At 64.8% G+C, this 23,098-nt stretch carries 24 protein-coding genes; 13 read left to right on the forward strand and 11 right to left on the reverse strand.

Going from position 1 to position 23,098, the window contains the following annotated elements; genetic code table 11:
• Positions 1–161: 161 nt before the first annotated feature.
• Positions 162–1,094: a D-2-hydroxyacid dehydrogenase gene (locus AC2T4A_RS13110; protein ID WP_486743465.1), complete on the forward strand. Its 933-nt coding sequence runs from the start codon at positions 162–164 to the stop codon at positions 1,092–1,094.
• Positions 1,095–1,241: 147 nt separating this feature from the next.
• Here AC2T4A_RS13110 and AC2T4A_RS13115 read toward each other — a convergent pair whose 3' ends face one another.
• Positions 1,242–1,835, reverse strand: coding sequence for a nitroreductase family protein (locus AC2T4A_RS13115; protein WP_054907202.1), 594 nt, complete (start codon positions 1,833–1,835; stop codon positions 1,242–1,244).
• A 247-nt stretch (positions 1,836–2,082) separates the two neighbouring features.
• Between AC2T4A_RS13115 and AC2T4A_RS13120 the strand changes: the two genes are divergently transcribed.
• Together AC2T4A_RS13120 and AC2T4A_RS13125 are read left to right on the forward strand one after the other, a co-directional pair.
• Complete coding sequence (locus tag AC2T4A_RS13120) at positions 2,083–2,532, forward strand: YcgN family cysteine cluster protein (protein WP_081520308.1); 450 nt, start codon at positions 2,083–2,085, stop codon at positions 2,530–2,532.
• A gap of 60 nt (positions 2,533–2,592) precedes the next feature.
• The gene (locus AC2T4A_RS13125) at positions 2,593–3,222 is read left to right on the forward strand and encodes a LysE family translocator (protein WP_486743466.1); all 630 of its coding nucleotides are present in this window, start codon (positions 2,593–2,595) and stop codon (positions 3,220–3,222) included.
• Positions 3,223–3,229: 7 nt separating this feature from the next.
• On the opposite strand, the gene AC2T4A_RS13130 is transcribed toward AC2T4A_RS13125, so the two are convergent.
• Positions 3,230–3,658, reverse strand: coding sequence for a CPCC family cysteine-rich protein (locus tag AC2T4A_RS13130; RefSeq protein ID WP_486743467.1), 429 nt, complete (start codon positions 3,656–3,658; stop codon positions 3,230–3,232).
• 175 nt (positions 3,659–3,833) lie between these two features.
• On the reverse strand, positions 3,834–5,894 hold the full coding sequence (locus AC2T4A_RS13135; protein WP_486743468.1) for a S9 family peptidase: 2,061 nt from the start codon (positions 5,892–5,894) through the stop codon (positions 3,834–3,836).
• Between the two features lie 102 nt (positions 5,895–5,996).
• Here AC2T4A_RS13135 and AC2T4A_RS13140 point away from each other — a divergent pair, with 102 nt between their 5' ends.
• The 4 genes from AC2T4A_RS13140 (at position 5,997) to AC2T4A_RS13155 (ending at position 8,370) form a co-directional block, all read left to right on the forward strand.
• Entirely contained in the window at positions 5,997–6,467 is a 471-nt protein-coding gene (locus AC2T4A_RS13140; protein WP_416745245.1) for an MFS transporter, read from the forward strand.
• A 64-nt stretch (positions 6,468–6,531) separates the two neighbouring features.
• A complete protein-coding gene (locus AC2T4A_RS13145) occupies positions 6,532–6,978 on the forward strand; it encodes an HIT family protein (RefSeq protein ID WP_416745244.1) in 447 nt (148 codons plus the stop codon).
• 3 nt (positions 6,979–6,981) lie between these two features.
• Positions 6,982–7,755, forward strand: a complete 774-nt coding sequence (locus tag AC2T4A_RS13150; RefSeq protein ID WP_416745243.1) for a class II glutamine amidotransferase — start codon at positions 6,982–6,984, stop codon at positions 7,753–7,755.
• Between the two features lie 90 nt (positions 7,756–7,845).
• Positions 7,846–8,370: a DUF2937 family protein gene (locus AC2T4A_RS13155; RefSeq protein WP_478379736.1), complete on the forward strand. Its 525-nt coding sequence runs from the start codon at positions 7,846–7,848 to the stop codon at positions 8,368–8,370.
• Positions 8,371–8,459: 89 nt separating this feature from the next.
• Here AC2T4A_RS13155 and aceK read toward each other — a convergent pair whose 3' ends face one another.
• Entirely contained in the window at positions 8,460–10,208 is a 1,749-nt protein-coding gene (gene aceK / locus AC2T4A_RS13160) for a bifunctional isocitrate dehydrogenase kinase/phosphatase (protein ID WP_416745241.1), read from the reverse strand.
• Between the two features lie 178 nt (positions 10,209–10,386).
• On the opposite strand from aceK, the gene AC2T4A_RS13165 reads away from it, so the two are divergent.
• Together AC2T4A_RS13165 and AC2T4A_RS13170 are read left to right on the forward strand one after the other, a co-directional pair.
• A complete protein-coding gene (locus tag AC2T4A_RS13165) occupies positions 10,387–10,884 on the forward strand; it encodes a GNAT family N-acetyltransferase (protein ID WP_486743469.1) in 498 nt (165 codons plus the stop codon).
• An 85-nt stretch (positions 10,885–10,969) separates the two neighbouring features.
• The gene (locus AC2T4A_RS13170; protein WP_486743470.1) at positions 10,970–11,884 is read left to right on the forward strand and encodes a DMT family transporter; all 915 of its coding nucleotides are present in this window, start codon (positions 10,970–10,972) and stop codon (positions 11,882–11,884) included.
• Positions 11,885–12,093: 209 nt separating this feature from the next.
• Here the strand turns inward: AC2T4A_RS13170 and AC2T4A_RS13175 are convergent, their stop codons facing one another.
• The 5 genes from AC2T4A_RS13175 to AC2T4A_RS13195 all read right to left on the reverse strand — a co-directional run bounded on the left by AC2T4A_RS13175 (position 12,094) and on the right by AC2T4A_RS13195 (position 17,256).
• Positions 12,094–12,999, reverse strand: coding sequence for a DMT family transporter (locus tag AC2T4A_RS13175; RefSeq protein WP_416745238.1), 906 nt, complete (start codon positions 12,997–12,999; stop codon positions 12,094–12,096).
• 1,295 nt (positions 13,000–14,294) lie between these two features.
• Complete coding sequence (locus tag AC2T4A_RS13180; RefSeq protein ID WP_416745648.1) at positions 14,295–15,341, reverse strand: polyamine ABC transporter substrate-binding protein; 1,047 nt, start codon at positions 15,339–15,341, stop codon at positions 14,295–14,297.
• Positions 15,342–15,600: 259 nt separating this feature from the next.
• Positions 15,601–16,575 (reverse strand): cysteine synthase A, encoded by a 975-nt coding sequence (gene cysK / locus AC2T4A_RS13185; protein WP_416745237.1) that lies wholly within the window; start codon positions 16,573–16,575, stop codon positions 15,601–15,603.
• Between the two features lie 81 nt (positions 16,576–16,656).
• Positions 16,657–16,857, reverse strand: coding sequence for a helix-turn-helix transcriptional regulator (locus AC2T4A_RS13190; RefSeq protein WP_416745236.1), 201 nt, complete (start codon positions 16,855–16,857; stop codon positions 16,657–16,659).
• A gap of 9 nt (positions 16,858–16,866) precedes the next feature.
• The gene (locus AC2T4A_RS13195) at positions 16,867–17,256 is read right to left on the reverse strand and encodes a hypothetical protein (RefSeq protein ID WP_416745235.1); all 390 of its coding nucleotides are present in this window, start codon (positions 17,254–17,256) and stop codon (positions 16,867–16,869) included.
• A 231-nt stretch (positions 17,257–17,487) separates the two neighbouring features.
• Between AC2T4A_RS13195 and AC2T4A_RS13200 the strand changes: the two genes are divergently transcribed.
• The 4 genes from AC2T4A_RS13200 to AC2T4A_RS13215 all read left to right on the forward strand — a co-directional run bounded on the left by AC2T4A_RS13200 (position 17,488) and on the right by AC2T4A_RS13215 (position 21,197).
• On the forward strand, positions 17,488–18,333 hold the full coding sequence (locus AC2T4A_RS13200) for an AAA family ATPase (protein ID WP_015476360.1): 846 nt from the start codon (positions 17,488–17,490) through the stop codon (positions 18,331–18,333).
• A 115-nt stretch (positions 18,334–18,448) separates the two neighbouring features.
• Positions 18,449–19,630, forward strand: a complete 1,182-nt coding sequence (locus AC2T4A_RS13205; RefSeq protein WP_486743471.1) for a vWA domain-containing protein — start codon at positions 18,449–18,451, stop codon at positions 19,628–19,630.
• A gap of 225 nt (positions 19,631–19,855) precedes the next feature.
• A complete protein-coding gene (locus AC2T4A_RS13210) occupies positions 19,856–20,875 on the forward strand; it encodes an AraC family transcriptional regulator (RefSeq protein WP_416745234.1) in 1,020 nt (339 codons plus the stop codon).
• 106 nt (positions 20,876–20,981) lie between these two features.
• Positions 20,982–21,197, forward strand: a complete 216-nt coding sequence (locus AC2T4A_RS13215; protein WP_138520417.1) for a DUF3079 domain-containing protein — start codon at positions 20,982–20,984, stop codon at positions 21,195–21,197.
• A gap of 76 nt (positions 21,198–21,273) precedes the next feature.
• Here AC2T4A_RS13215 and AC2T4A_RS13220 read toward each other — a convergent pair whose 3' ends face one another.
• Both AC2T4A_RS13220 and AC2T4A_RS13225 read right to left on the reverse strand, forming a co-directional pair.
• Positions 21,274–21,843 carry a hypothetical protein gene (locus AC2T4A_RS13220; protein WP_416745230.1) on the reverse strand — a complete coding sequence of 190 codons (570 nt, stop codon included), beginning with the start codon at positions 21,841–21,843 and terminating at the stop codon, positions 21,274–21,276.
• Between the two features lie 131 nt (positions 21,844–21,974).
• Positions 21,975–23,021 carry a class I SAM-dependent methyltransferase gene (locus tag AC2T4A_RS13225; RefSeq protein ID WP_416745229.1) on the reverse strand — a complete coding sequence of 349 codons (1,047 nt, stop codon included), beginning with the start codon at positions 23,019–23,021 and terminating at the stop codon, positions 21,975–21,977.
• Positions 23,022–23,098 lie beyond the last annotated feature (77 nt).

Raw genomic sequence — 23,098 nt, forward strand, 5'->3', positions numbered from 1 at the left:
GAAATAGGGTTCAACGGAGCGGAACGCTTGGTCTCTGGCTGTGTCTATAGCCGCCTGACTTCCCTAGAACTGACCACGGTTTACCCCAGGGAAGCTCCCTTGAAGCGAGTCCAGATGCGCCAGCCGGAAATGCTCCACCGTTCGAAGCGAAAGGCCTGACCATGCGCCTGCTCGTACTCGATCGCGAACACGCCCTCTACGCCGCCCTGCTGATGGCGGCCGAACCCCGATTGACGGTGATCTCCGGCAATAATCCGGAGAACCTGCTGGAAGCGGCTGCAGAATGCCCGGTGTGGCTCGGCGAGCCGACTTTGGCGGCGCAACTGCTGCGCCGGGGCGTGCATCCGGTGTGGATTCAGTCGAGCTGGGCGGGCATCACCCCGCTACTGGCCGACGACCTGCCCAAGGACTATGCCCTGACCCGCGCCGTCGGCATCTTCGGCCAGGTCATGACCGAATACCTGCTCACCTACATGCTCGCCCACGAACGGCAGTTCCTCGGCCGCCTGGCCAGCCAGGTCGGCGTGCAGTGGGACGACCGTGTGCCGGGCAGCCTGAGTGGCCGGCAGATCCTCATTGTCGGCACCGGCGAGATCGGCCAGGCTGTGGCGCACATGCTGGCGCCCTTCGGCGTGGAACTGGTCGGCGTGGCGAAGAACCCGCGCGCTCTGGTGCCCTTCGGTCGCATGGGTGGGCTGGATGACCTGCCGCGCCTGGCCGAGACTGCCGACTACGTGGTCAACCTGCTGCCCGATACGCCGGAAACCGCCGATATCTACAACCTCGCGCTGTTCCATCGGATGAAGCCCACCGCGCTGTTCCTCAATGCCGGGCGCGGCACATCGGTCGTGGACGAAGACCTGGTCGCGGCGCTGGAAGGCAACCAGTTGGCCGGTGCGGTGATCGATGTCTGTCGCCAGGAGCCACTGCCGACGTCGCACCCGTTCTGGCACACACCGCGCCTGTTGCTGACCGGGCATACGGCTGCGCCGACGCTGCCGAGCCTGTTGATCGACCTGTTCCGCGACAACCTGACCCGCTTCTGGGCGGGACAGGCCATGCGTGGCGAGGTGGATTTCTCCCGCGGTTACTAATCGCCGTCACACCCATGAAAAAGGCCCCAATCGGGGCCTTTTCTTTTGGCTTTTCGCAGGAGCGAGCTTGCTCGCGAACCGATGGGCAGCGTGCCTTGCGGGTTCGCGAGCAAGGACTAGGCGTCCCCCTCGCTCCTACAGGTAGCATCAGAGCGAGAAATCGCCCTCGGCCACGATCTCCGCCAGTGGGCGGCGCGCATTGGGCACTTCGCGAGCCTGCAGGCTTTCGGAGAGGATCGACTTGTCGCCCAGTTTGCCAATGGCGATCACGGCGTGGATCTCATGGTCGGCCGGAACCTTCAGCTCGGTGCGCGCCAGTTCGCGATCGAAGCCGGCCATGCCGTGGGTGTGCCAGCCGGCCAGGCTCGCCTGCAGGGCGAGGAAGCCCCAGGCGGAGCCGGTGTCGAAGCTATGCCACAGGGCCGGTTTCTCCTCGCTGGAGCCGGGTGGGGCGAAGGTGGTCTTGGACAGCACGACGACCAGCGCCGACGCATGCTGCGCCCAGCCGCGGTTGAACTCGCCCAGCAGGTTCAGGTAACGCTGCCAGTTCGGCGTGTCGCGCAGGGCGAAGAGGAAACGCCAGGGCTGCGAGTTGAAGGAGGACGGCGCCCAGCGCGCGGCCTCGATGAAGCTCAGCAGGGTCTCCTGGGGAATGGCTTCGCCGTTGAAGGCGCGGGGCGACCAGCGATTGATGAACTGCGGGTCGATGGGGTGCTCGGAAACGCGAGGGTTGGCGCTCATGATGGCTCCTTGAAGGGCTTGGAATCTGCCGATGGTGCCGTGGTCGGCCGGGCATCGCGGTGGGGGCGGGCGGCTGGCGGGTCTCGCGGCACTGGTAGAAGGCAGGCGGACCGGGCCCGTGGGGCGATCAAACTAACCAGCGCGGCCCGCTCTGGCAAGCATTGCGCGGTCAATGGTCGCCTGCACTTGGCCTTGCTGCTCGTGGGGCTTAGACTTTGCGCCCCGTGAAATTGCCCCTGTACAAAAAATGGCCGCCAAAGTCGAACCCTTCTGGAAACGCAAAACCCTCGACCAGCTCGATCAGGAAGAGTGGGAGTCGCTGTGCGACGGCTGCGGCCTGTGCTGCCTGCAGAAGCTGGAGGACGAAGACGACGGCACCGTCTACTACACGCGTATCGCCTGCAAGCTGCTGGACCTGAAGACCTGCCGCTGCACCGACTACGCCAATCGCCGTGCCAGCGTGCCCGACTGCATTCAGCTCACTCCGGCCCAGGCCGACGAGTTCCAGTGGCTTCCGCCGACCTGCGGCTATCGCCTGGTATCCGAAGGCAAGGACCTGCCGCTGTGGCACCACCTGGTCTGCGGTGATCCGGACGCGGTGCACCATGAGCGAATCTCCCAGTCGGGGCGCATGCTCGCCGAAGGCTCGGTGCCCGAAGACGACTGGGAAGAGCACCTGATCTTCCGCGCCGGCTGATCCTTCCGCCGCTCAGGTCGCCCATGGCATGCTGCGCGTCTTCCGCCCCGGAGCCGCGCCATGCCCAGTCTCGAAAGCCTCAGCCTGTTCTTCATCGCCACCCTCGCGCTCAACCTCACGCCCGGCCCGGACATGCTCTACGTCGCCTTGCGTTCGGCCGCCCAGGGTACGGCGGCTGGTCTGATGTCGACGCTCGGGATCGGCGCTGGTTGCGTGGTGCACATGCTGGCGGCGGCCTTCGGGCTGTCGGCGTTGTTGATGATGTCCAGTGTGGCCTTCGGCGTGCTCAAGTGGCTGGGCGCGCTTTACCTGATCTGGCTCGGCGTGCAGTTGATCCGTGGCGCCTGGCGCGAGCAGCAGCACACCAGGCTTGAGCCCGCGCGGTTGGGCCGGGTGTTCTTGCAGGGCATGCTGGTCAACGTGTTCAACCCCAAGGTGGCGCTGTTCTTCCTCGCCTTCCTGCCGCAGTTCGTGCCTGCTGGCAGCCCGAACTTCGTGCTGCAGATTCTCTGCCTCGGCTTGCTGTTCAACCTCGGCGGCTGCCTGGTGAACGCGGTAGTTTCGGTGGTTGCCGGGCGCGTCGGCAACCGCGTGGGCAGCAACCCGACCTGGCGGCGCTGGCAGCAGACTGCCTCGGGTGGGCTGATCGTTGCCATGGGCCTCGGCCTGGCTGTCAGCAGCCGACGCTGACGGGCGTTCAGGCCGGTGTACGCAGCCAGTAGCAAGCTTCCTCGCCGGTCAGCGGCGCCTCGTTGTCCGGCAGTTCCACGCGTTTCTCCCACAGCGGGAACCAGCGCTCGTCCTTCTCGTCGTCAATGGTTGCCGGTCGCACTTTCGCGCGTAAGCGCCGTTCGCAGGCACCCCATTGCACGAAGTTGACCTGCGCTTCGATCGGGCTGACGGCGTTTGCGCCGCCGCGCGCGTCGGGAAAGCAGAGCTGCAGGTGATCGTCTTCCCAGAAGCAGATCTCGCAGATGACAGGGTCGGCTGGCGTTTCGACATGGCCGCGACGGAGCCGCATTTTGCGCAGGGCAAGGCGCGAGGAGAGAGATTTGGTATTCCAAATGAACGACGAGTAACGCGGCGCTGCGCAAAATGCGGCCCGTCCCTTCGGGCTGCGCGCCAAATCACGCCATGCGTCGTTGCGGGACTAGACAAGGGAATGCCATTGTCGTCGTCCCTCGCCTAGCCTGGCGTGATTTGGCGCGGCAGCGCGACTCATGTCGAAACGCCAGCCGACCCTGACGACCCCGGAGGGTCGCCGAAACTGAAATAGCCGCAGCAGGGACAGGTATAGAGCATCAGGCGTTGCCTTCGATGCCCAGCACCTTGAACAGGAAGGCGTATTCCAGCGCCACATCCTTCAGGCCCTGATAGCGGCCACTCATGCCGCCGTGGCCGGCTCCCAGGTCGGTCTTGAGCAGCAGCAGGCGGTCGTCGGTCTTGCTGACGCGCAGCTTGGCGACCCACTTGGCGGCTTCCCAGTACTGCACGCGGCTGTCGTTGTAGCCGGCCACCACCAGCAGGGCGGGATAGTCCTGGGCGCTTACGTTCTCGTAGGGTGCGTACGCCTTGATCCGCGCGTAGACCTCGGGCTCCTGCGGGTTGCCCCACTCGTCGTATTCGGTGACGGTCAGCGGCAGGTCAGGGTTGAGCATGCTGTTGAGGACGTCGACGAAGGGCACCTCGGCGATGGCGGCGGCGAACAGCTGCGGGCGCTGGTTGAGCACCGCGCCGATCAGCAGGCCGCCGGCGCTGCCGCCACTGATGGCCAGTTGCGCCGGGGTGCTGTAGCCGTGGTTGAGCAGGTGCTCGGCGCAGGCGATGAAGTCGCTGAAGGTATTCTGCTTGTGTTCCAGCTTGCCGGCGCGGTACCAGGCTTCGCCCAGCTCGCCGCCGCCGCGAACATGGGCAATGGCGAAGACGAAGCCGCGCTCCAGCAGACTCAGGCGGGCGTGGGAGAACCAGGGGTCGAGGCTTTCGCCATAGGCGCCATAGCCGTAGAGATAGAGCGGGGCGGGCTTGCCGCGGGCGATGTCTTCCAGCACATCGCGGCGGCCGACCAGGCTGATCGGCACCTGCACGCCATCGGCGGCTTCGGCCCAGAGGCGGCGGCTGTCGTAGGCGTCTGCGTCGAACGGGCCTTCCACCGGAGTTTGCTTGAGAACCTTCTGTTCGCCGCTGGCGAGGTCCAGCTGGCGGATCTGTGCCGGGCGGTTGAGCGCCTCGTAGCGCAGGCGGATGACCGGGCTGTCGAACTCCAGGCTGTCCTGCACGTAGAGGTTGTAGGCAGCGTCCGGCAGGTCGACGCGGTGTGCCCGCTGGCCGTGCGGGTGGACCTCGACGATGGGCAGGCCGCCTTCGCGCAGACTCAGGGTCAGGGCGCTGGCGTTGAGGGTGAGGCCTTCGAGCATCACGTCGTCGCGGTGTGCCACCAGTTCCTGCCAGTGGGCGCGGGTGGGTTGCACTTCACTGGCCTGGTACAGCGCGAAGTTGATGCCGGTCTGGTTGCTGCGGATCAGCCAGGCCCAGTCGCCGCCATGGCGGCCGTGGTCGGGATAGTACTCGTGGCCCTCCTCGCGCGACGCCAGGCAGACGAATTCGCCTTCCGGCGTATTGGCGTCCAGCACCCAGGCTTCGCTGGTGGTCTTGCTGTTGAGCAGCAGGATCAATTGGCGCTCGGAACTGGCGCGGTAGCAGTTGAGGAAGAAGCGTCCGTCAGGCTCTTCGAAAATCAGCTGCGCGCCGCTTTCGCCCAGGCGGTGGCGATACAGCTTGTGCGGGCGGTGGGTATCGTCCAGTTCGCCGAAGAACAGGGTGCGGTTGTCGTTGGCCCAGGTCAGGCTGCCGTCGCAGTCGTCGAAGGGCAGGGTGGTGATGCTGCCGTCAGACAGTTCCTTCACGTACAGGGTGTAGATCTCGTCGCCGCTGGTATCCAGGCTGTAGGCCAGCTTCGAATGATCCGGGCTGATGCTGAATGCACCGACCGACAGGAAGCCGTCACCGGCCAGCTCGTTCGGGTCCAGCAGCAGCTCTTCGGCGCTCTCCTCGACGGTCAGCGAACCATCGGCGGGGCGAGGGCTGCGATAGTGCCGCGGGTACTCGTCGCCGGCGGTGGTGCGCTGGTAGTAGAGCCAGGGTCCCCAGGGCGTGGGCAGCGACAGGTCGGTTTCGCGGATGCGGCCCTTGATCTCCTGGAACAGGGTTTCGCGCAATTGCGTCTGAGGCAGAAGTCGATCTTCCAGGTAGGCATTTTCTGCTTTCAGGTAGTCGAGGACGTCCTCTGCGTCGCGATTTTCCAGCCAGGCATACGGATCGGCGGCGGCTTCGCGGCGGGCGATGGGGGGCTGACGGTCTGTCATGGCGGCTCCTCGGGGCGGCGTGGATGACGCTCGGCTGCGCACCCATGGGGAAAAGCAGCTATCATACGCACCCCTCTGTCGACACCGCACGTACGCACGCGCATGAACGAACACGATTACACGCTTGCCTGGGGCGCCTACATTGCCGCCGGCCTTGGCCTGACCCTGGTCTGGTTCCTGATGACCGGCTGGATGTGGCGCTGGCTGCGCGAACCCCTGCGGGTGATCGTCATCGTCCTGCTGTTCACCCCCACCCCGGTGGACCCGGCGAACAACATGTATGCCCCGGCCATCGCCATCACCGCGCTGGACGTGGTGTTCAAGGTCGGCAACAACGCCTGGCGCGCCGTCTCCGACCTGGCCCTGGTGCTGCTCGCCGCGTTCGGCCTGTACCTGCTGTTCGTGCTGATCCGCTGGCCGCTGGAGCGTTCGCTGAAGAAGCGCCGCCAGGAAAAGATCGACGAAGACGAGCCGACCCTGCGCCAGCTGATGCAGCCTGAACTGGTCGAGGGCGTGGACTCCCACCCGAGCGAGCGGCACGACAACCGCGCGCGGATCGAACCGCGCCTGTAGTCCGGCCTTGCGTCCTGCCCCGCACGCGTCCAGCATGAACTGAACGGCCTTTCGAGGAGTTCCCATGGACTGCGTGTTCTGCGCCATTGCGGCCGGTCGCGTGCCGGCCCGTACCCTCTACGAAGACGACCATTTCATCGTGCTGCTGGACATCTACCCGCTGCGCCCCGCGCACCTGCTGCTGGTAGCTCGCGAGCACGCGACCTTCCTGCACCAGCTTTCGGAAAGCGCCCAGCAGGACCTGATCCCGCTGGCCGAGCGCATGGAGCGCGTATTGCGCCGCGCCGGCTATGGACGGGTCGGTATCAACCTGCTGGTCAACGACGGTCCCGCGGCCAACCAGCACGTCCCACATTTTCATCTGCACCTTATCCCGCGTGAATTGAGCGACCTGCCGGCACTGCTGCTGCGCGCGCTCACGCGGTTCCTGCCGTTGGGGCGGAAAAGGATGCAGAATCGCCTGGAACGCGAGCTGCATCAGCTGCGCGAGGCACTGATGGAGGAGAACTGATTCATGTGCGAGTTGCTCGGCATGAGCGCCAACGTCCCGACGGACATCGTCTTCAGCTTCACCGGACTGATGCAGCGCGGCGGCGGAACCGGCCCGCACCGCGATGGCTGGGGCATCGCCTTTTATGAAGGACGTGGCGTTCGGCTGTTCCAGGACCCGTCCGCCAGCGTCGAATCGGAAGTCGCGCGGCTGGTGCAGCGCTACCCGATCAAGAGCGAGGCGGTGATCGGCCACATCCGCCAGGCCAACGTCGGCAAGGTCTGCCTGGCCAACACGCACCCCTTCGTGCGCGAGATGGGCGGGCGCTACTGGACCTTTGCCCACAATGGCCAGCTCGCCGACTTCCATCCCGAGCCCGGCCTCTACCGCGCGGTGGGCGACACCGACAGCGAGGCGGCCTTCTGCGACCTGCTCAACCGCGTGCGCCGTGCCTTCCCTGAGCCCGTGCCGGTGGAGGTGCTGCTGCCCACCCTGGTCACCGCCTGTACCTCGTACCGCGAGAAGGGTGTGTTCAACTGCCTGCTCAGCGATGGCGACTGGCTGTTCACCTTCTGCTCGACCAAGCTGGCGTGGATCACCCGCCGTGCACCATTCGGGCCTGCGCGCCTGAAGGATGCCGATGTCACTGTGGACTTCCAGTCGGAAACCACACCCAACGACGTGGTGACGGTGATTGCTACCGAACCCTTGACCGACAATGAGAACTGGACCCTGATGCAGGGCGGCGAATGGATGCTCTGGTGGCGTGGCGAGATCGTCACCCAGGGCCGCATCTGAGCGGGACGTGAAGCAATCCCGGAACGCTGGCGCGACAACCGGGAGAATCTGCCGGCGCCTTGCACACCATAAGAACGAAAGGGGGAGAGAATGCTGCGCAGCTACGTACGCATGGTGTTATTCGCACTGGGGCTGATGGTCGCGGTCCAGGTGCCGGGGTTCATCAAGGATTACGCGCAACGTGTCGATGCCCATCGCATCGAGGCGGCGCAGGCGCTGCAGGGTTTCAAGGACACCTCCGGGCAGTTCTTCAAGGGTGATCTCAATGCCCTGGTGGCGCATTACCGTGGCAGCGCCGACCCGGTATTCCAGCGTGACGCTGACAACATCGAGCGGCTGATGCGCCGTGCTCAACTGTTCGAGAACGAATGGCAGGCGCTGCAGGGCAACTGGTACCAGCGCGCCCTGCACATGGTGACGGCGCCGAACCACGAGTTGCTGCAGGAGACCTACGCGAACTACCGCTACCAGGTGGTGCTGGAGCCTGAGGCCATCGGCTGGGCGCTGGCCGGCGGCCTGCTGCTGGCGTGGATCGCCGAGGTGTTGATGGCTTCGGTGGCCGCCCTGGTCGGCCTGGGAGACAACCGTCGCGCTTCGCGGCGCCACTGGAACTGAACCTCGACGGCTCTTCGTAGGAGCGAGCCGGTATCAGCCCGACGTGTCGATGTCAGGTGGGATGTCGTTGTTCGCGAGCAAGCTCGCTCCTACAGGTTGGCCTGACGCCCCAAGGCTTCCTCCGGCGATTCGTGGCGGCGGTAAGGGAATACATCGATGACCTTCCCCGCTCGGATCTGCTCCTGCAGCCCCTTCCAGTAGTCCGCATCGAACAGGTTGCCGTGCAGTTTGGCGAACTGCCGCCGCAGCTTCAGGTCGACGAACAGAAAACGCGGGAATTCCTCGGGGAACACGTCCATCGGCCCCACCGAATACCAGGGCTCGGAGGACATCTCGTCTTCCTCGTAGCGCGCCGGCGGGATGTGGCGGAAGTTCACCTCGGTCAGGTAGCTGATCTCGTCGTAGTCGTAGAACACCACGCGGCCGTGGCGGGTAACGCCGAAGTTTTTCAACAGCATGTCGCCGGGAAAGATGTTTGCCGCCGCCAGTTGCTTGATCGCCAGGCCGTAGTCGTACAACGCCTCGTGCACCTGGGCTTCGGTGGCGTGTTCCAGGTAAAGGTTCAGCGGGGTCATGCGGCGCTCGGTCCAGCAGTGACGGATCAGCACCACGTCGCCTTCCAGCACTACGGTTGACGGTGCTACGTCCAGCAGTTCGGCAAGACACTCGGGGTCGAACTTGCTCACCGGGAAGCGGAAGTCGGCGAACTGCTGGGTATCGGCCAGGCGACCCACGCGGTCGTGGTTCTTCACCAACTGGTACTTCTGGATCACCGTGGCGTGGTCCACGGTCTTGGCCGGGTTGAAGTTGTCCTTGATGATCTTGAACACGGTGTTGAAGCCCGGCAGGGTGAACACGCTCATCACCATGCCGCGCACGCCGGGGGCCATGACGAAGCGGTCGTCGGTGGTCGCCAGGTGGTTGATCAGCGCGCGATAGAACTCGCTCTTGCCCTGCTTGTAGAAGCCGATGGAAGTGTACAGCTCGGCGATGTGCTTGCCCGGCAGCAGGCGCTTGAGGAAGGCCACCATCTCTGCTGGCACCGGCGCATCGACCATGAAGTAGGAGCGGGTGAAGGAGAAGATGATCGAGACTTCCGCCTCATCGGTGATCACCGTGTCGAACTGGATGCCGCGCCCCTCGTGGTGTACCAGCGGGAACACCAGTGGCCACTGTTCCTCCGGAGTGAACAGGCGGCCCACCAGGTAGGCGCCCTTGTTGCGGTAGAACACCGAGCCGATCAGTTCGATGGTCAGGGTCGGGTCCTTGCACACCCAGTCCGGCAGGTTCGCGTGGAGCAGGCTGTCCATGCGCTCCAGGTCGCGCTCGCGGTCGTCGTAGTCCACGGCGAAACGATAGTCTTCGAAGATGCTTTCCAGCGCCTGGCGCAACTTGCCGCCGGGGCGGTAGATGCGCGTGTGCGGGTCGCGCGAATGGGCGCGCAGCGAAGGGCGGGTGGTGTGCACGAACATCGTGCCGTCGCTGATGTTGTCGTGGCTGAACAGGCCGCAGAAGATCGAGTTGAACCAGGTTTCCGCCAGCTCATCGTCGGCGCGCGGATCGATCAGCGTGATGTAGGCGCTCTTGGCGATGGGCCAACGCTCCACGTCCACCAGGTCGATGTCGACCATGGTGCGGGTCAGGCGGCCCACGGTCTCGGCGACCATTTCCTCATACAGGTCGATGCGTTCGGCGGAGGCGCGCTGGGCTTCCTGCCAGAGCGCCTGCTCGAAGCGCGCCGGCGCCCCGGCGGTGATCTGGTGGAACCTCGCACGGTAGTCGTCGAAGCCTTCGAGGATCAGGGTCGCGATCTCGGTCGCTGGCCAGTGCTGAGCCATGGGAGCGCCTCTGCAGTGTTCTTGTGCAGCGAGCTTAGCCATGGTGAACGGTGAGGGAAAGGGTGAATTCGCCGGAGGATCATGGCGCTTTCCCGTGAAATTAGCGCGTATGCTGGCCGGCCACGCTCTTGGATAAAGAGCCCTGGAAAAAGCCCTTTCGGCAAGGAGCCGGCACGCAATGGAAGACTTCCGCATCGAGCGCTGCACCGAGCATCACATCAATGGCCTCGCCGCCCTCTACAACGATCCGGCGGTGGCCCGCCAGGTGCTGCAGATGCCGTACCAGGCGCCGGAGCTGTGGCGCAAGCGACTGGTGCTGGACGACGAGCGCCGCGTCACGCTGATGGCAATGCACCAGGATCAGGTGATCGGCAGCGCCAGCCTTGAGCAGTACCCGCGCGTGCGCCGTAGCCAATGCGGCAGCATCGGCATGGGTGTAGCCGTGGCCTGGCAGGGACGTGGAGTCGGCACGCAGCTGCTGGCTGAGCTGATGGAGGTGGCCGATAACTGGATGGGCCTGCGTCGCGTCGAGCTGACCGTCTACACCGACAATGCGCCGGCCATCGCGCTGTACCGCAAGTTCGGGTTCGAGGTGGAAGGAACGCTGCGTGAGTTCGCCCTGCGCGACGGTGTTTATGCTGATGTGCTGAGCATGGCCCGCTTGCGCCGCATCTGACGGTGGACTTTGAAAGTCAGCTATGGATGGATGGTGTTCGCCACCAGCGTAGGCTGGTGGCTTACCTGCCCTGGAGCCTTCCGCGATGAATCCCGCTGCTCTGCTGAATATGTTCGGGCTGGCCGCCATCTGGGGCGCCAGCTTCCTGTTCATGCGCCAACTGGTACCGGCCATCGGCGTGATGCCGACGGCCTTCTTCCGAGTTGTGCTGTCGGCGCTGGGGCTAGTGGTGATCATGCTGGTCCTGCGCACGCGCTGGGACTTTCGCGGCAAGCTCGCGCGTATCCTGCTGATCGGGGTTATCGCCTCCGGCATCCCGGTACTGATGTACAGCCTGGCGGCGCAGTTTCTGCCAGCCGGATACTCGGCCATCTTCAACGCCACCACGCCGCTGATGGGCGTGCTGATCGGATCGCTGTTTTTCGGTGAGGCGCTCACCGGCGGCAAGGCTCTGGGCGTGCTGCTGGGGCTGGCAGGCGTTGCGGTGCTGACCCGTGCCGGCCCCGTGCCCTTCGATGCTCAGGTGCTCTGGGGTGCCGCTGCCTGCCTGGTGGCGACGACCTGCTACGGCTTTGCCGGCTTTTTCACCAAGCGCTGGATCAACGACCAGGGCGGGCTCGACTTCGCCGTCTCGGCCCTGGGCAGCCAGACCGGCGCAACCCTGTGTCTGCTGCCGTTCTTCCTCGGCACCAGCCTGGACATGCCGCTGGCGCCGCTGGCGCCGCTGGCCGAGCCGAAGATCCTGCTGGCGCTGGCCGGGCTGGGCTTCCTCTGCACGTCCTTCGCCTACGTCCTGTACTTCCGCCTGCTGGCCAGCATCGGCCCGCTGAAGACCATGACGGTGACCTTCCTGATTCCGCCCTTCGGCGTGTTCTGGGGCGTGCTGCTGCTGGACGAGTCGTTGTCCTGGGCACACCTGCAGGGCGGCGTGCTGATCGCCCTGGCGCTTTGGCTGGTGCTGCGGCCGGCGCCGGTGGCGAAGGTGGAGGCGGCGGGGTGAGGGCTACGGAGATTCCCTGATAGTTTGTGCCGACGGGTTTCCCTCTCCCCAGCCCTCTCCCTGAAGGGAGAGGGAGCAGTCTTCTGCGAGCTGTAACGCCCGAGTTCTTCTGGTGTTTGCAGGACTGCTCGGACCTTCCAGGCGGCACAGAATAGTCCCCTCTCCCTTCAGGGAGAGGGTTAGGGAGAGGGAGCAGGCCCCACGGTGGACTACCCGTTCCCCACCTCTTGGGCGTTTCCAGCGCCTCGTGCCGGAGCCGCCTGGCGAAACACCAGCATCAACCCCACCACGATCAGCCCCATGCCCAGCAGGCCGAGAGCAGACAGGCGATTACCGAATACCAGGTAATCCATCAGCGCCGTAACCGCCGGTACCAGATAGAACAGGCTGGTGACGTTGACCAGGTTGCCCGCTGCGATCATCCGGTACAGCAGCACAGTAGCCAGCACCGAGACCATCAGTCCCATCCACAGCGCACTGAGGATGAACGCGGCATTCCATTCCACGTGCAGCGGCTGGAAGGGCGCTACGGCGAGGCACAGCAACAGCCCGGCGATGTATTGCAGGGGCAGGGTGCCCAGCGGGTTCTCGCGGATGTTCTTCTGCAGGATCGACCCACCCGTGATCGACAGCAGCGCCAGCAGGCAACAGGCCAGTCCGGCGAAGGTCAGGCCCGAGAGCCCGATGCTCTGGTAAACCACCATGACCAGCCCGATCAGCCCGAGCGCCAGGCCGCCCAGACGCGCTGGCGAATGCCGGCGTTCCAGCAGGAAGCTGGTCAGCATCGGCTGCACGCCCAGCACGGTGGCGATCACGCCCGGGGTGACGTGCAGGTCCAGCGCCATCAGGTAGAAGATCGGATAGATGCCCAGCATCACCAGGCCGGTGAGCACGGCATGGCGCACCTGCCTGCGTTCGCGCGGCCAGCGCAGGCCGATCAGTGGCGAGAGGATCAGCAGCGCCACCAGCGCGGTGCCGAAGCGGGCGATGAGAAATACCATCGGTGAGGCATGGGCCAGGCCCCACTTGCTGATAATGGCAGCGCTGCTCCACAGCAGCACGAACAGGGAAGTACTGGCCAGGGCGGCCAGGGAAGAACGATTGAGCGAAATCATGCAATGCACCTGTCGTCAGGCAGATCACGACCGGCCTTCGGGGGCCGGACACATACCGGGAGCCGCGTCAGTGAGGCGCGGAAAACCAGGCGATGGAAAACGCGGTTGGCGTCAGAAGCTCACGCCGGGTGGCGGGTAGGCCGCACCGGGAGGCGGAGGCGACGCGACAGCGACGACAGGAGGGGGAGGGCAGGCCGCGCCCGCACCCGCGCCGCATGCCGGGGAGGCTGCAACGTTGATTGCCGGATCGGGCAATGGGTATCGGGACATGGAAGGCGAACCTGTTCAGTGGGGCAGCAACGGTGCTGCGTAGGCTGACTATAGCGGCCGCAAACGCGGCTGGCGAGCCCTGTGCGAGTCGCGCGGCAATGTGCGATTCCTGCGATAGAAACGACAAAGCGCACAGGCCGCATGTGTGCTGGCGCTTTTCGTAGGAGCGAGCTTGCTCGCGAACCGATTCCGTCGCGGGGCCCGTTCGCGAGCAAGCTCGCTCCTACAGGGCGTTTTCCTCCTGCGTCACCCATGGGGGCAAGCTCTGTCCGCGAGATTTGGAGCGGTCCAATCGTCAGAAACGACAACGCGCGCGTGCTGGCGTTTTTCGTAGGAGCGAGCTTGCTCGCGAACCGATTCCGTCGCGGGGCCCGTTCGCGAGCAAGCTCGCTCCTACAGGGGGTTTGCCTCCAGCAGCTTTCATGGGAGCGGGCTCAGTCCGCGAGACCCGGTCCGGTCCAATCGTCAGAAACGACAACGCGCGCGTGCTGGCGCTTTTCGTAGGAGCGAGCTTGCTCGCGAACCGATTTCGTCGCGGGGCTCGTTCGCGAGCAAGCTCGCTCCTACGGGGCGTTTGCTTCCTGCAGCTTTCATGGGAGCGGGCTCAGTCCGCGAGATCCGGCCCGTCCAATCGTCAGAAGCGACAACGCACGTGTGCTGGCGTTTTTCGTAGGAGCGAGCTTGCTCGCGAACCGATTCCGTCATGGGGCTCGTTCGCGAGCAAGCTCGCTCCTACAGGGGGGGGCCTCCTGCATCACCCATGGGGGCAAGCTCTGTCCGCGAGATTTGGAGCGGTGCAATCGTCAGAAACGACAACGCGCGCGTGCTGGCGCTTTTTGTAGGAGCGAGCTTGCTCGCGAACCGATTTCGTCGCGGGGCCCGTTCGCGAGCAAGCTCGCTCCTACAGGGTGTTTGCTTCCCGCAGCTTTCATGGGAGCGGGCTCAGTTTGCGAGATTCGGCCGGTCCTATCGTCAGAAACGACAACGCGCGGCCGGGGCCGCGCGTTGTCAGGCAAGGGCGACGCTTACTTGCCGGTCTTGATGGTGTTCCAGGTGCGGGTACGTACGCGGTCGATCTTCATCGGCATGGATTCGAGGGCGAACAGCTTGGCCATCTTGTCCTGCGGCGGGTAGATCGCCGGGTCCGCCTTGATCGCCTTGTCCACCAGCGGGTCGGCGGCCAGGTTGGCATTGGCGTAGTGCACGTAGTTGCTGACGTTGGCCATCACTTCCGGGCGCAGCAGGTAGTTCATGAAGGCGTAGGCGGCCTTCTCGTCCGGCGCGTCGTTGGGCATGGCGACCATGTCGAACCACAGCGGCGAGCCTTCCTTCGGGGTGGAGTACTGGATTTCCACGCCGTTCTTGGCTTCCTTGGCGCGGGTGGCGGCCTGCAGGATGTCGCCGGAGAAGCCGACGGCTACGCAGATCTCGCCGTTGGCCAGGTCGCTGACGTACTTGGAAGAGTGGAAGTAGCGGATATACGGACGCACCTTGAGCAGCGCTTCCTCGGCCTTCTTGTAGTCATCCAGCTTCTGGCTGTGATGCGGCAGGCCCAGGTAGTTCAGGGTGATCGGCAGCAGCTCCGGGCCGTTGTCCAGCACGGCGACGCCGCACTTGGCCAGTTTCTCCATGTATTCGGGCTTGAAGAAGATGTCCCAGGAATCGATCGGCGCGTTGTCGCCGAGGACTTCCTTGATCTTCGCCGGGTTGTAGCCGATGCCGGTGGTGCCCCACAGGTAGGGGAAGCCGTGCTCGTTGCCCGGGTCGTTCACTTCCAGCGCCTTCATCAGCACCGGGTTGAGGTTCTTCCAGTTCGGCAGCTGGCTCTTGTCCAGCTTCTTCAGCGCGCCGGCCTGGATCTGCTTGGCCATGAAGTGGTTCGACGGCACCACGATGTCGTAACCGGATTTGCCGGTCATCAGCTTGCCATCGAGGGTTTCGTTGCTGTCGTAGACGTCGTAGGTCGCCTGGATGCCGGTTTCCTTGGTGAAGGTCGGCACGGTGTCCGGGGCGATGTAGTCGGACCAGTTGTAGATCTTCACGCTGTCGGCCTGGGCGGCGCCGGCGGCCATGGTGAGCGAGAGTGCGAGGGTGGAGAGCAACGGGGCGGAAATTTTCATTCTTGTGTTCCTGACAACGGTGCGGAAAACCCGGCCATCCCCTAGAGATGGGCGACGCTGTGTCGCGGGGCTGGGCAAGAATTAACCATTTTGCCGGAACATGGCGAGGGGCCATGGCTGCCTGCGGGTCCGCAGACAGCGCACATGACCCGAGCCGCTGCCGATCGGAGCGGCGGGCGGGAATCCGCCCCGAAGAGGGGCGAAGTAGAGCTTACTGGACCAGTTCCTGGTCCTCGAACAGGCCGTCGAAGAGCATGGTGGAGAGATAGCGCTCGCCCGAATCCGGCAGTACCACCACGATGGTCTTGCCCTGCATGTTGGGCTCTTCGGCGAGTTTCACCGCGGCGGCCATGGCGGCACCGCTGGAGATGCCGCAGAGGATGCCTTCTTCCTGCATCAGGCGCAGGGCCATGTTCTTGGCATCCTCGTCGGCGATGGTGGCAACGCGGTCGACCAGGGACAGGTCGAGGTTCTTCGGCACGAAGCCGGCGCCGATGCCCTGGATCTTGTGCGGGCTGGGCTTGACCTCTTCGCCGGCCAGGGTCTGGCTGATCACCGGCGAGCTGACCGGCTCCACGGCCACCGACAGGATCGGCTTGCCCTTGGTGTTCTTGATGAAGCGCGACACGCCAGTGATGGTGCCGCCAGTGCCGACGCCTGCGACCAGCACGTCCACTGCGCCGTCGGTGTCGTTCCAGATTTCCGGGCCGGTGGTCTTCTCGTGGATCGCCGGGTTGGCCGGGTTGTCGAACTGCGCCGGCATGAAGTACTTGGCGGGGTCGCTGGCGAGGATTTCCTCGGCCTTGGCGATGGCACCCTTCATGCCCTTGGCCGGCTCGGTCAGGACGATCTCTGCGCCGAGGGCCTTGAGCACCTTGCGGCGCTCCAGGCTCATGGAGGAGGGCATGGTGAGGATCAGCTTGTAGCCACGGGCCGCAGCGACGAAGGCCAGGCCGATACCGGTGTTGCCGGAGGTCGGCTCGACCAGGGTCATGCCCGACTTCAGGCGGCCGCTGGATTCGGCATCCCAGATCATGTTGGCGCCGATCCGGCACTTCACCGAGTAGCCCGGGTTGCGCCCTTCGATCTTGGCCAGGATGGTGACGCCGCGCGGGGCGATGCGGTTGATCTGGACCAGCGGCGTGTTGCCGATGGACTGCGCGTTGTCGGCGAAAATGCGGCTCATGATGCGTTCCTTAGGTTCGGAGCTGTGCAGACCCAGCAGCCTATGCCCGGCGGGCGTTCGCGTCCAGTCGGGGCGCCGGCCTCAGTCTGCCGGCGCGTCGCTGAAGATGGCCTCGATGGGCAGGCCGAAGGCCCGCGCTATACGAAAGGCCAGCGGCAGGCTGGGATCGAACTTGCCACTCTCGATGGCGATGACGCTCTGCCGCGAAACCCCCAGTTGCAGGGCCAGGTCCTGCTGGCTCCAGCCGCGCCCGGCGCGCAGTTCCTTGAGGCGATTGTGCACGTCAAGTCCTCACACGAAGCGCCGGCGCAGTAGCACCACGGCGACGCCATAGGCCGCCCAGAACAACGGGAAGGCGAGGATCACCGGGAAGCGCGGCCACTCGGCGTACTGCTCCAGGAAGCCCCAGGCGCTGAACAGCCCGACCACCACGCCGCCGGCCAGCATGGCGGCGCGGGACAGCAGGAAACGCAGGAATTCGTCCGGCTCGCTGCGCAAGTAGCGGTCGAACACGTAGAGCATCGCCAGCAGCGGCAGCGCCGGAGAGGCGGCGGCCAGGACGCGCAGGGCATAAGGCAGCCGCTGCAGGTCCAGGCCCCAGCTGATCAGCGCGACCAGGGCTGAGTAGATGAACATGAGGGCGGCGCAGGAAAGGGTGTAGCGGCGCAGGGCGGGATTCATCGCGGTCTCCTTGTGATGTAAAGCAAACTTAACATCGGTCTTTTTCGGATGTAAAGTAAACTTGTCATCGGCAGGCCAATTGCGATCAGTCACCGCCTGACCCGCCATTCAATGACTGAATGCCGCGTCTGCGTTCACACTCGCCTTGGGTGCGCGGTATAGTCGCAGCTTGTCCGACCATTCGCCCGGCCCGGCAGATCGCCCGGCCCGCTATCGTTCGAGGATTCACCGATGAAGTTCGAAGGCACCCAGTCCTACGTCGCCACCGACGACCTCAAGCTGGCGGTCAACGCCGCCATCACCCTGCAGCGCCCGCTGCTGGTGAAAGGTGAGCCGGGCACCGGCAAGACCATGCTCGCCGAGCAGTTGGCGGAGTCCTTCGGCGCCAAGCTGATCACCTGGCACATCAAGTCCACCACCAAGGCCCACCAGGGGCTCTACGAGTACGACGCGGTCAGCCGCCTGCGCGACTCGCAGCTGGGCGTGGACAAGGTCCACGACGTGCGCAACTACATCAAGAAGGGCAAGCTCTGGGAGGCCTTCGAGGCCGAGGAGCGCGTGATCCTGCTGATCGACGAGATCGACAAGGCCGACATCGAGTTCCCCAACGACCTGTTGCAGGAACTCGACAAGATGGAGTTCTTCGTTTACGAGACCAACGAGACCATCAAGGCCAAGCAGCGCCCGATCATCATCATCACCTCCAACAACGAGAAGGAACTGCCGGACGCCTTCCTGCGCCGCTGCTTCTTCCACTACATCGCCTTCCCCGACCGCGAGACCCTGCAGAAGATCGTCGACGTGCACTACCCGAAGATCAGCGGCACGCTGGTCAGCGAGGCGCTGGACATCTTCTTCGACGTTCGCAAGGTGCCGGGCCTGAAGAAGAAGCCCTCCACCTCCGAGCTGGTGGACTGGCTGAAGCTGCTGATGGCCGACAACATCGGCGAAGCAGTGTTGCGCGAGCGCGATCCCACCAAGGCCATCCCGCCGCTGGCTGGCGCCCTGGTGAAGAACGAGCAGGATGTACAACTGCTTGAACGCCTCGCCTTCATGAGCCGCCGCGCCAGTCGCTGATTACCGGATTTGCTCTCGTAGGAGCGAGCTTGCTCGCGAACAGAACACCGTAGCGGGGCTCGTTCGCGAGCAAGTTCGCTCCTACAGGGCACATGCTCCACGAGAGGATGCAGCCATGCTGCTCAACCTGTTCAACGAAATGCGCGCGGCCAAGGTGCCGGTGTCGGTGCGCGAGCTGCTCGACCTGATCGATGCGCTCAAGCACCGCGTCGTGTTCGCCGACATGGACGAGTTCTACTACCTCGCCCGCACCATCATGGTGAAGGACGAGCGCCATTTCGATAAGTTCGACCGGGCCTTCGGCGCCTATTTCAAGGGCCTGGAAAAGCTCGACGACCATCTCAAGGCACTGATCCCCGAGGAGTGGCTGCGCAAGGAATTCGAGCGCCTGCTGACCGACGAGGAGCGTGCGCAGATCCAGTCCCTTGGCGGCCTGGACAAGCTCATCGAGGAGTTCAAAAAGCGCCTGGAAGAGCAGAAGGAACGCCACGCCGGCGGCAACAAGTGGATCGGCACCGGTGGCTCCAGCCCGTTCGGCTCCGGTGGCTTCAACCCCGAGGGCATCCGCGTCGGCGACGCCGGCAAGCGCCAGGGCAAGGCTGCCAAGGTCTGGGACCAGCGCGAGTACAAGAACCTCGACGACCAGGTCGAGCTGGGCACGCGCAACATCAAGATCGCCCTGCGCCGCCTGCGCAAGTTCGCCCGCGAGGGCGCGGCGGAAGAGCTGGACATCGACGGCACCATCGACCACACGGCCAAGGATGCCGGCCTGCTCAACATCCAGATGCGCCCGGAACGCCGCAACACCGTGAAGCTCCTGTTGCTGCTGGATATCGGCGGCTCCATGGATGCCCACGTGAAGGTCTGCGAGGAGCTGTTCTCGGCCTGCAAGACCGAGTTCAAGCACCTGGAGTACTTCTACTTCCACAACTTCATCTACGAATCGGTGTGGAAGAACAACCTGCGCCGCTCCAGCGAACGCACCGCCACTTTCGACCTGCTGCACAAGTACGGGCCGGACTACAAGGTGGTGTTCGTCGGCGATGCCGCCATGGCGCCCTACGAGATCACTCAGGCCGGCGGCAGCGTCGAGCACTGGAACGAAGAGGCCGGGTACGTCTGGATGCAGCGCTTCATGGAGAAGTACAAGAAGCTCATCTGGATCAACCCGTACCCGAAGGACACCTGGAACTACACCGCCTCCACGGGCCTCGTGCGCGAGCTGGTAAAGGAGCAGATGTTCCCGCTGACCCTGAGCGGCCTGGAAGAGGGCATGCGCTTCCTCTCCCGAGGTTGATCGTTCCCACTATTGAGCACCGGGACGGTGCGCGTGCACCGTCCCGATGTCCGCAAAGGTAACCCGTCAGCCGGAGGGGAAATATCTCGCCTGGCGTCGAAAGCCCCGCCCCGTGGGGATCGATACGGCCACGCCGGGTGGCCGGCACGCAACTTGCCTCACCCTGACCTGCGCCTGCCGCGGTAACATCGGGCGGCGCGCCGTAGCGTCTACGATGGGCATCGAATGAATCCTCTGACCTTCTCCCGCTCCACCTGGCTCAACTCCCTGCACATGACCTCGCTGACCGTCGCGCTGATGGAGTCCGAGGGGCACAGCCGCGAGTCCATCCTCGAGGGTAGTGGCATCACCGGTGACGACCTGCTCGACCTGCGCCGGCTGGTCAGCCCCTGGCAGGAGCAGCAGGTCTTCGGCAACGTGCAGAACCTCGCGGGCGAACCGGCCCTCGGCTTGCGCCTTGGCGTGCGCACGCGGATCACCGCCTATGGCCTGCTGGGCTATGCGCTGATCTCCGCGCCGACCCTGGGCGAGGCGCTGCGCATTGGCCTGAGCTACCCGGTATTGCTGGGCACCTACTTCCACCTCGCGCTGGAAGTGGACGGCGACATGGCCTGGCTGGTTGCCACCGGTTACGGCGAAGAGGAAGAACTGCGCCCATTCAACACCGAGCTGTGCCTGGGCTCGCTGAAGGTGGCCTGCGCTGACCTGCTCGGCCAACCGCTGCCGCTGGTGCGCGCGGAGTTCGATTATGAGGGGCCGGTGGATCGCCGTGCCGCTTACGCCACGCTCTTCGGCTGCCAGTTGAGCTTCAACTGTTCGCGCAGCGCCATCGGCTTCCCCGCGAGCTGGCTGGACATGCGCCTACCGCTGGCCGACGCCGTGACCCACCGGGAAATGCTCGAACAGTGCCGCCGACAGAACATCGACCTGGCCGCCCGCCGCGCCTGGCTGGACAAGGTCCGCGCGATCCTCGGCGAGCGCCTGCAGGAGCCGCCGGGCCTGGAAGAACTGGCGCGCCGCCTCAATTGCTCCTCGCGCAGCCTGCGCCGCCACCTGCAGCAACAGCAGACCAGCTACCAGCAATTGCTTGACGAACTGCGCTTCGCCCGTGCCAAGGAACTGCTGCAGGACGGCGACATGCCGATCTACCGCATCGCCGAAGAACTCGGTTTCAGCGAGACGGCCAGCCTGCGCCATGCCTTCCAGCGCTGGAGCGGCCAGCCGCCCAGTCACTTCCGTGCATAAACGCCGCGCGTGAAATTTCCCTGGGCTTGTCGTGGATCAAGGAGCCCTTGGATGTCCTGGGCATAGCCTTGAGGAATCCCACAAGGAAACCTCCGAGGGCCTGATCATGGCCAAGAAATTCCCGCTCAACCCGCCGCACCCCGAGCGTATCTGCTGGGGCTGCGACCGCTATTGCCCGGCCACCAACCTGGCCTGCGGCAATGGCGCGGATCGCACCATGCATCCAGCCGAGATGCTCGGTGATGACTGGTACCTGTTCGGTGACTGGGGTATCGAGGCGCCGAAGACGATTCCTGCGGTGCAGCTGGAGCCCTCCAGCTAGCGTATACCCGCGCCGTTGCGGCGCCGGTCAAGGCAAAAGCGCGCACTCCCTCCCCGGAGTGCGCGCTTTTTCGTCATCAGCCCTTGGCGGGGGTGATGCCGTAGATCTTCTGGAAGCGGGCGATCAGGCCGACCGGTTTCTTCTCTTCCTTCTGCATCAGGTAGACCACGCGTTCGCCGTTGGGACCGCTGGCGATTTCGGTGTGGCGGAAGATCGGTTCGCCCAGGCCGTTCATGTCGACCATGTCGCCGTAGCGCTGGGCCACATAGATCACGCCTTCCTGGCGGATTTCGCCGTAGAAGCCGGCGGCCGGCGGCAGGCTCTGCTTGTAGAACTGGTAGGAGGCGATCTTCTTCGCGTCCTTGTCCTTGTCCTCGGCGCGTACGACCAGCACGACGTTCTGGCCGAACTTGTCCTTCTCGCCCACTTCCTTGGTGTAGGTGGTCTTGCCGGTGACGATGTAGTCACGGTAGACAGCGGCGTCATCGAACAGGTAGAGGGTCTCGTCAGTACGCACCAGGTACCAGTCGTCGTTGTTGGGGGTGGCTTCCTTGCTGGCTACCGGAGCCTGCGCGGCGCAGCCGGCGAGGGCGGCAACGAGCAGGGCGAGAGATGCAGCTTTGTTGGCAGTCTTTTTATTGAACATCTTGGGGGCTTCCCTGGGTTGAAAGCCTGCGAGTTTCAGGGCGCCACGTAACGGATTGATGACGGCCAGATGACGAATTGTTTCCACGCCGCAGCGCCCGGAATCCGGGGCTGCGGCGGATATCGGGTCAATCAGGGGCGTGCTTCGAGGATCAGGTTGAACGGCGTTTCGGCGGCGCGGCGGAAGCGGCTGAAACCGGCTTCCTCGAATACCTTGCGCAGACGCGACTCGCCCGCCTGGGCACCAAGCCCCAGGCCGACTTCCTGGGACAGCGAGTTGGGTGTGCAGATGAAGGTGGAGGCGGCGTAGAACAGCCGGCCGACCGGGTTCTGGTTGTCGTCCAGATGATCATTGGCGAAGGGCTCCACCAGCAGTACGGTGCCGTCCGCCTTGAGTGCCTGGCGTGCGTGCTGCGCGGCACCCACCGGGTCGCCCATGTCATGCAGGCAATCGAAGAAGCAGATCAGGTCGTAGTCGTTGCCGGGGTAGTCCTTGGCGCTGGCGCGCTGGAAGTTGGCGCGACTGGCCACCTCGGCCTGATCCGCGCGCTGGTTGGCCACTTCGATGGACGGCTGGTGGTAGTCGAAGCCGACGAAGTTGGACGCCGGGAAGGATTGCGCCATGACGATGGTGGAGGCGCCGTGGCCGCAGCCGACGTCGGCGACCCGTGCGCCACGCTGGAGCTTGTCGACCACATCGTCCAGGGCCGGCAGCCATTCGGCCACCAGGTGCGCGCGGTAGCCAGGGCGGAAGAACTTCTCGGTGCCGGAGAACATGCAGGGGTGGTGATCGCCCCAGGCCAGGCCGCCGTCTCCGCGCATGGCGGCGACCAGCTTGTCCTTGTCGTGGTACAGCGCGGCGACCACGGAGGCGCCGCCGGCGACGTAGACCGGCGAGTCCTCGATGGCCAGCGCCATGGCCTGTTCTTCGGGCAGGCGGAAGTTGCCGTCCTGATGCTCCATGTAGCCGGAGGCGGCATGGGCGCTCAGCCACTCGCGCAGCAGGCGCGCATTGCAGCCGCTGCGCTCGGCCAGTTGCGCCGGGCTCAGCCATTGGCCATCGGCCATGGCTTTGTAGAGGCCCAGTTCTTCACCCAGGATGATGTTGGCGAGCATCGCCGCGCCACCCATGTCGGTGACCAGCTTGCCCATGAATTCGTTGAGTCTGGCTTCGTCCATCGCGCGAACTCCCGTACGAGGCCGCAGGGAGGCCCGGCGGCAACCGAGGAAGGAAGGCGGCAAGCGGCAATGCCGGG

The sequence above is a fragment of the Pseudomonas sp. PVC-3-1 genome, assembly GCF_057444315.1.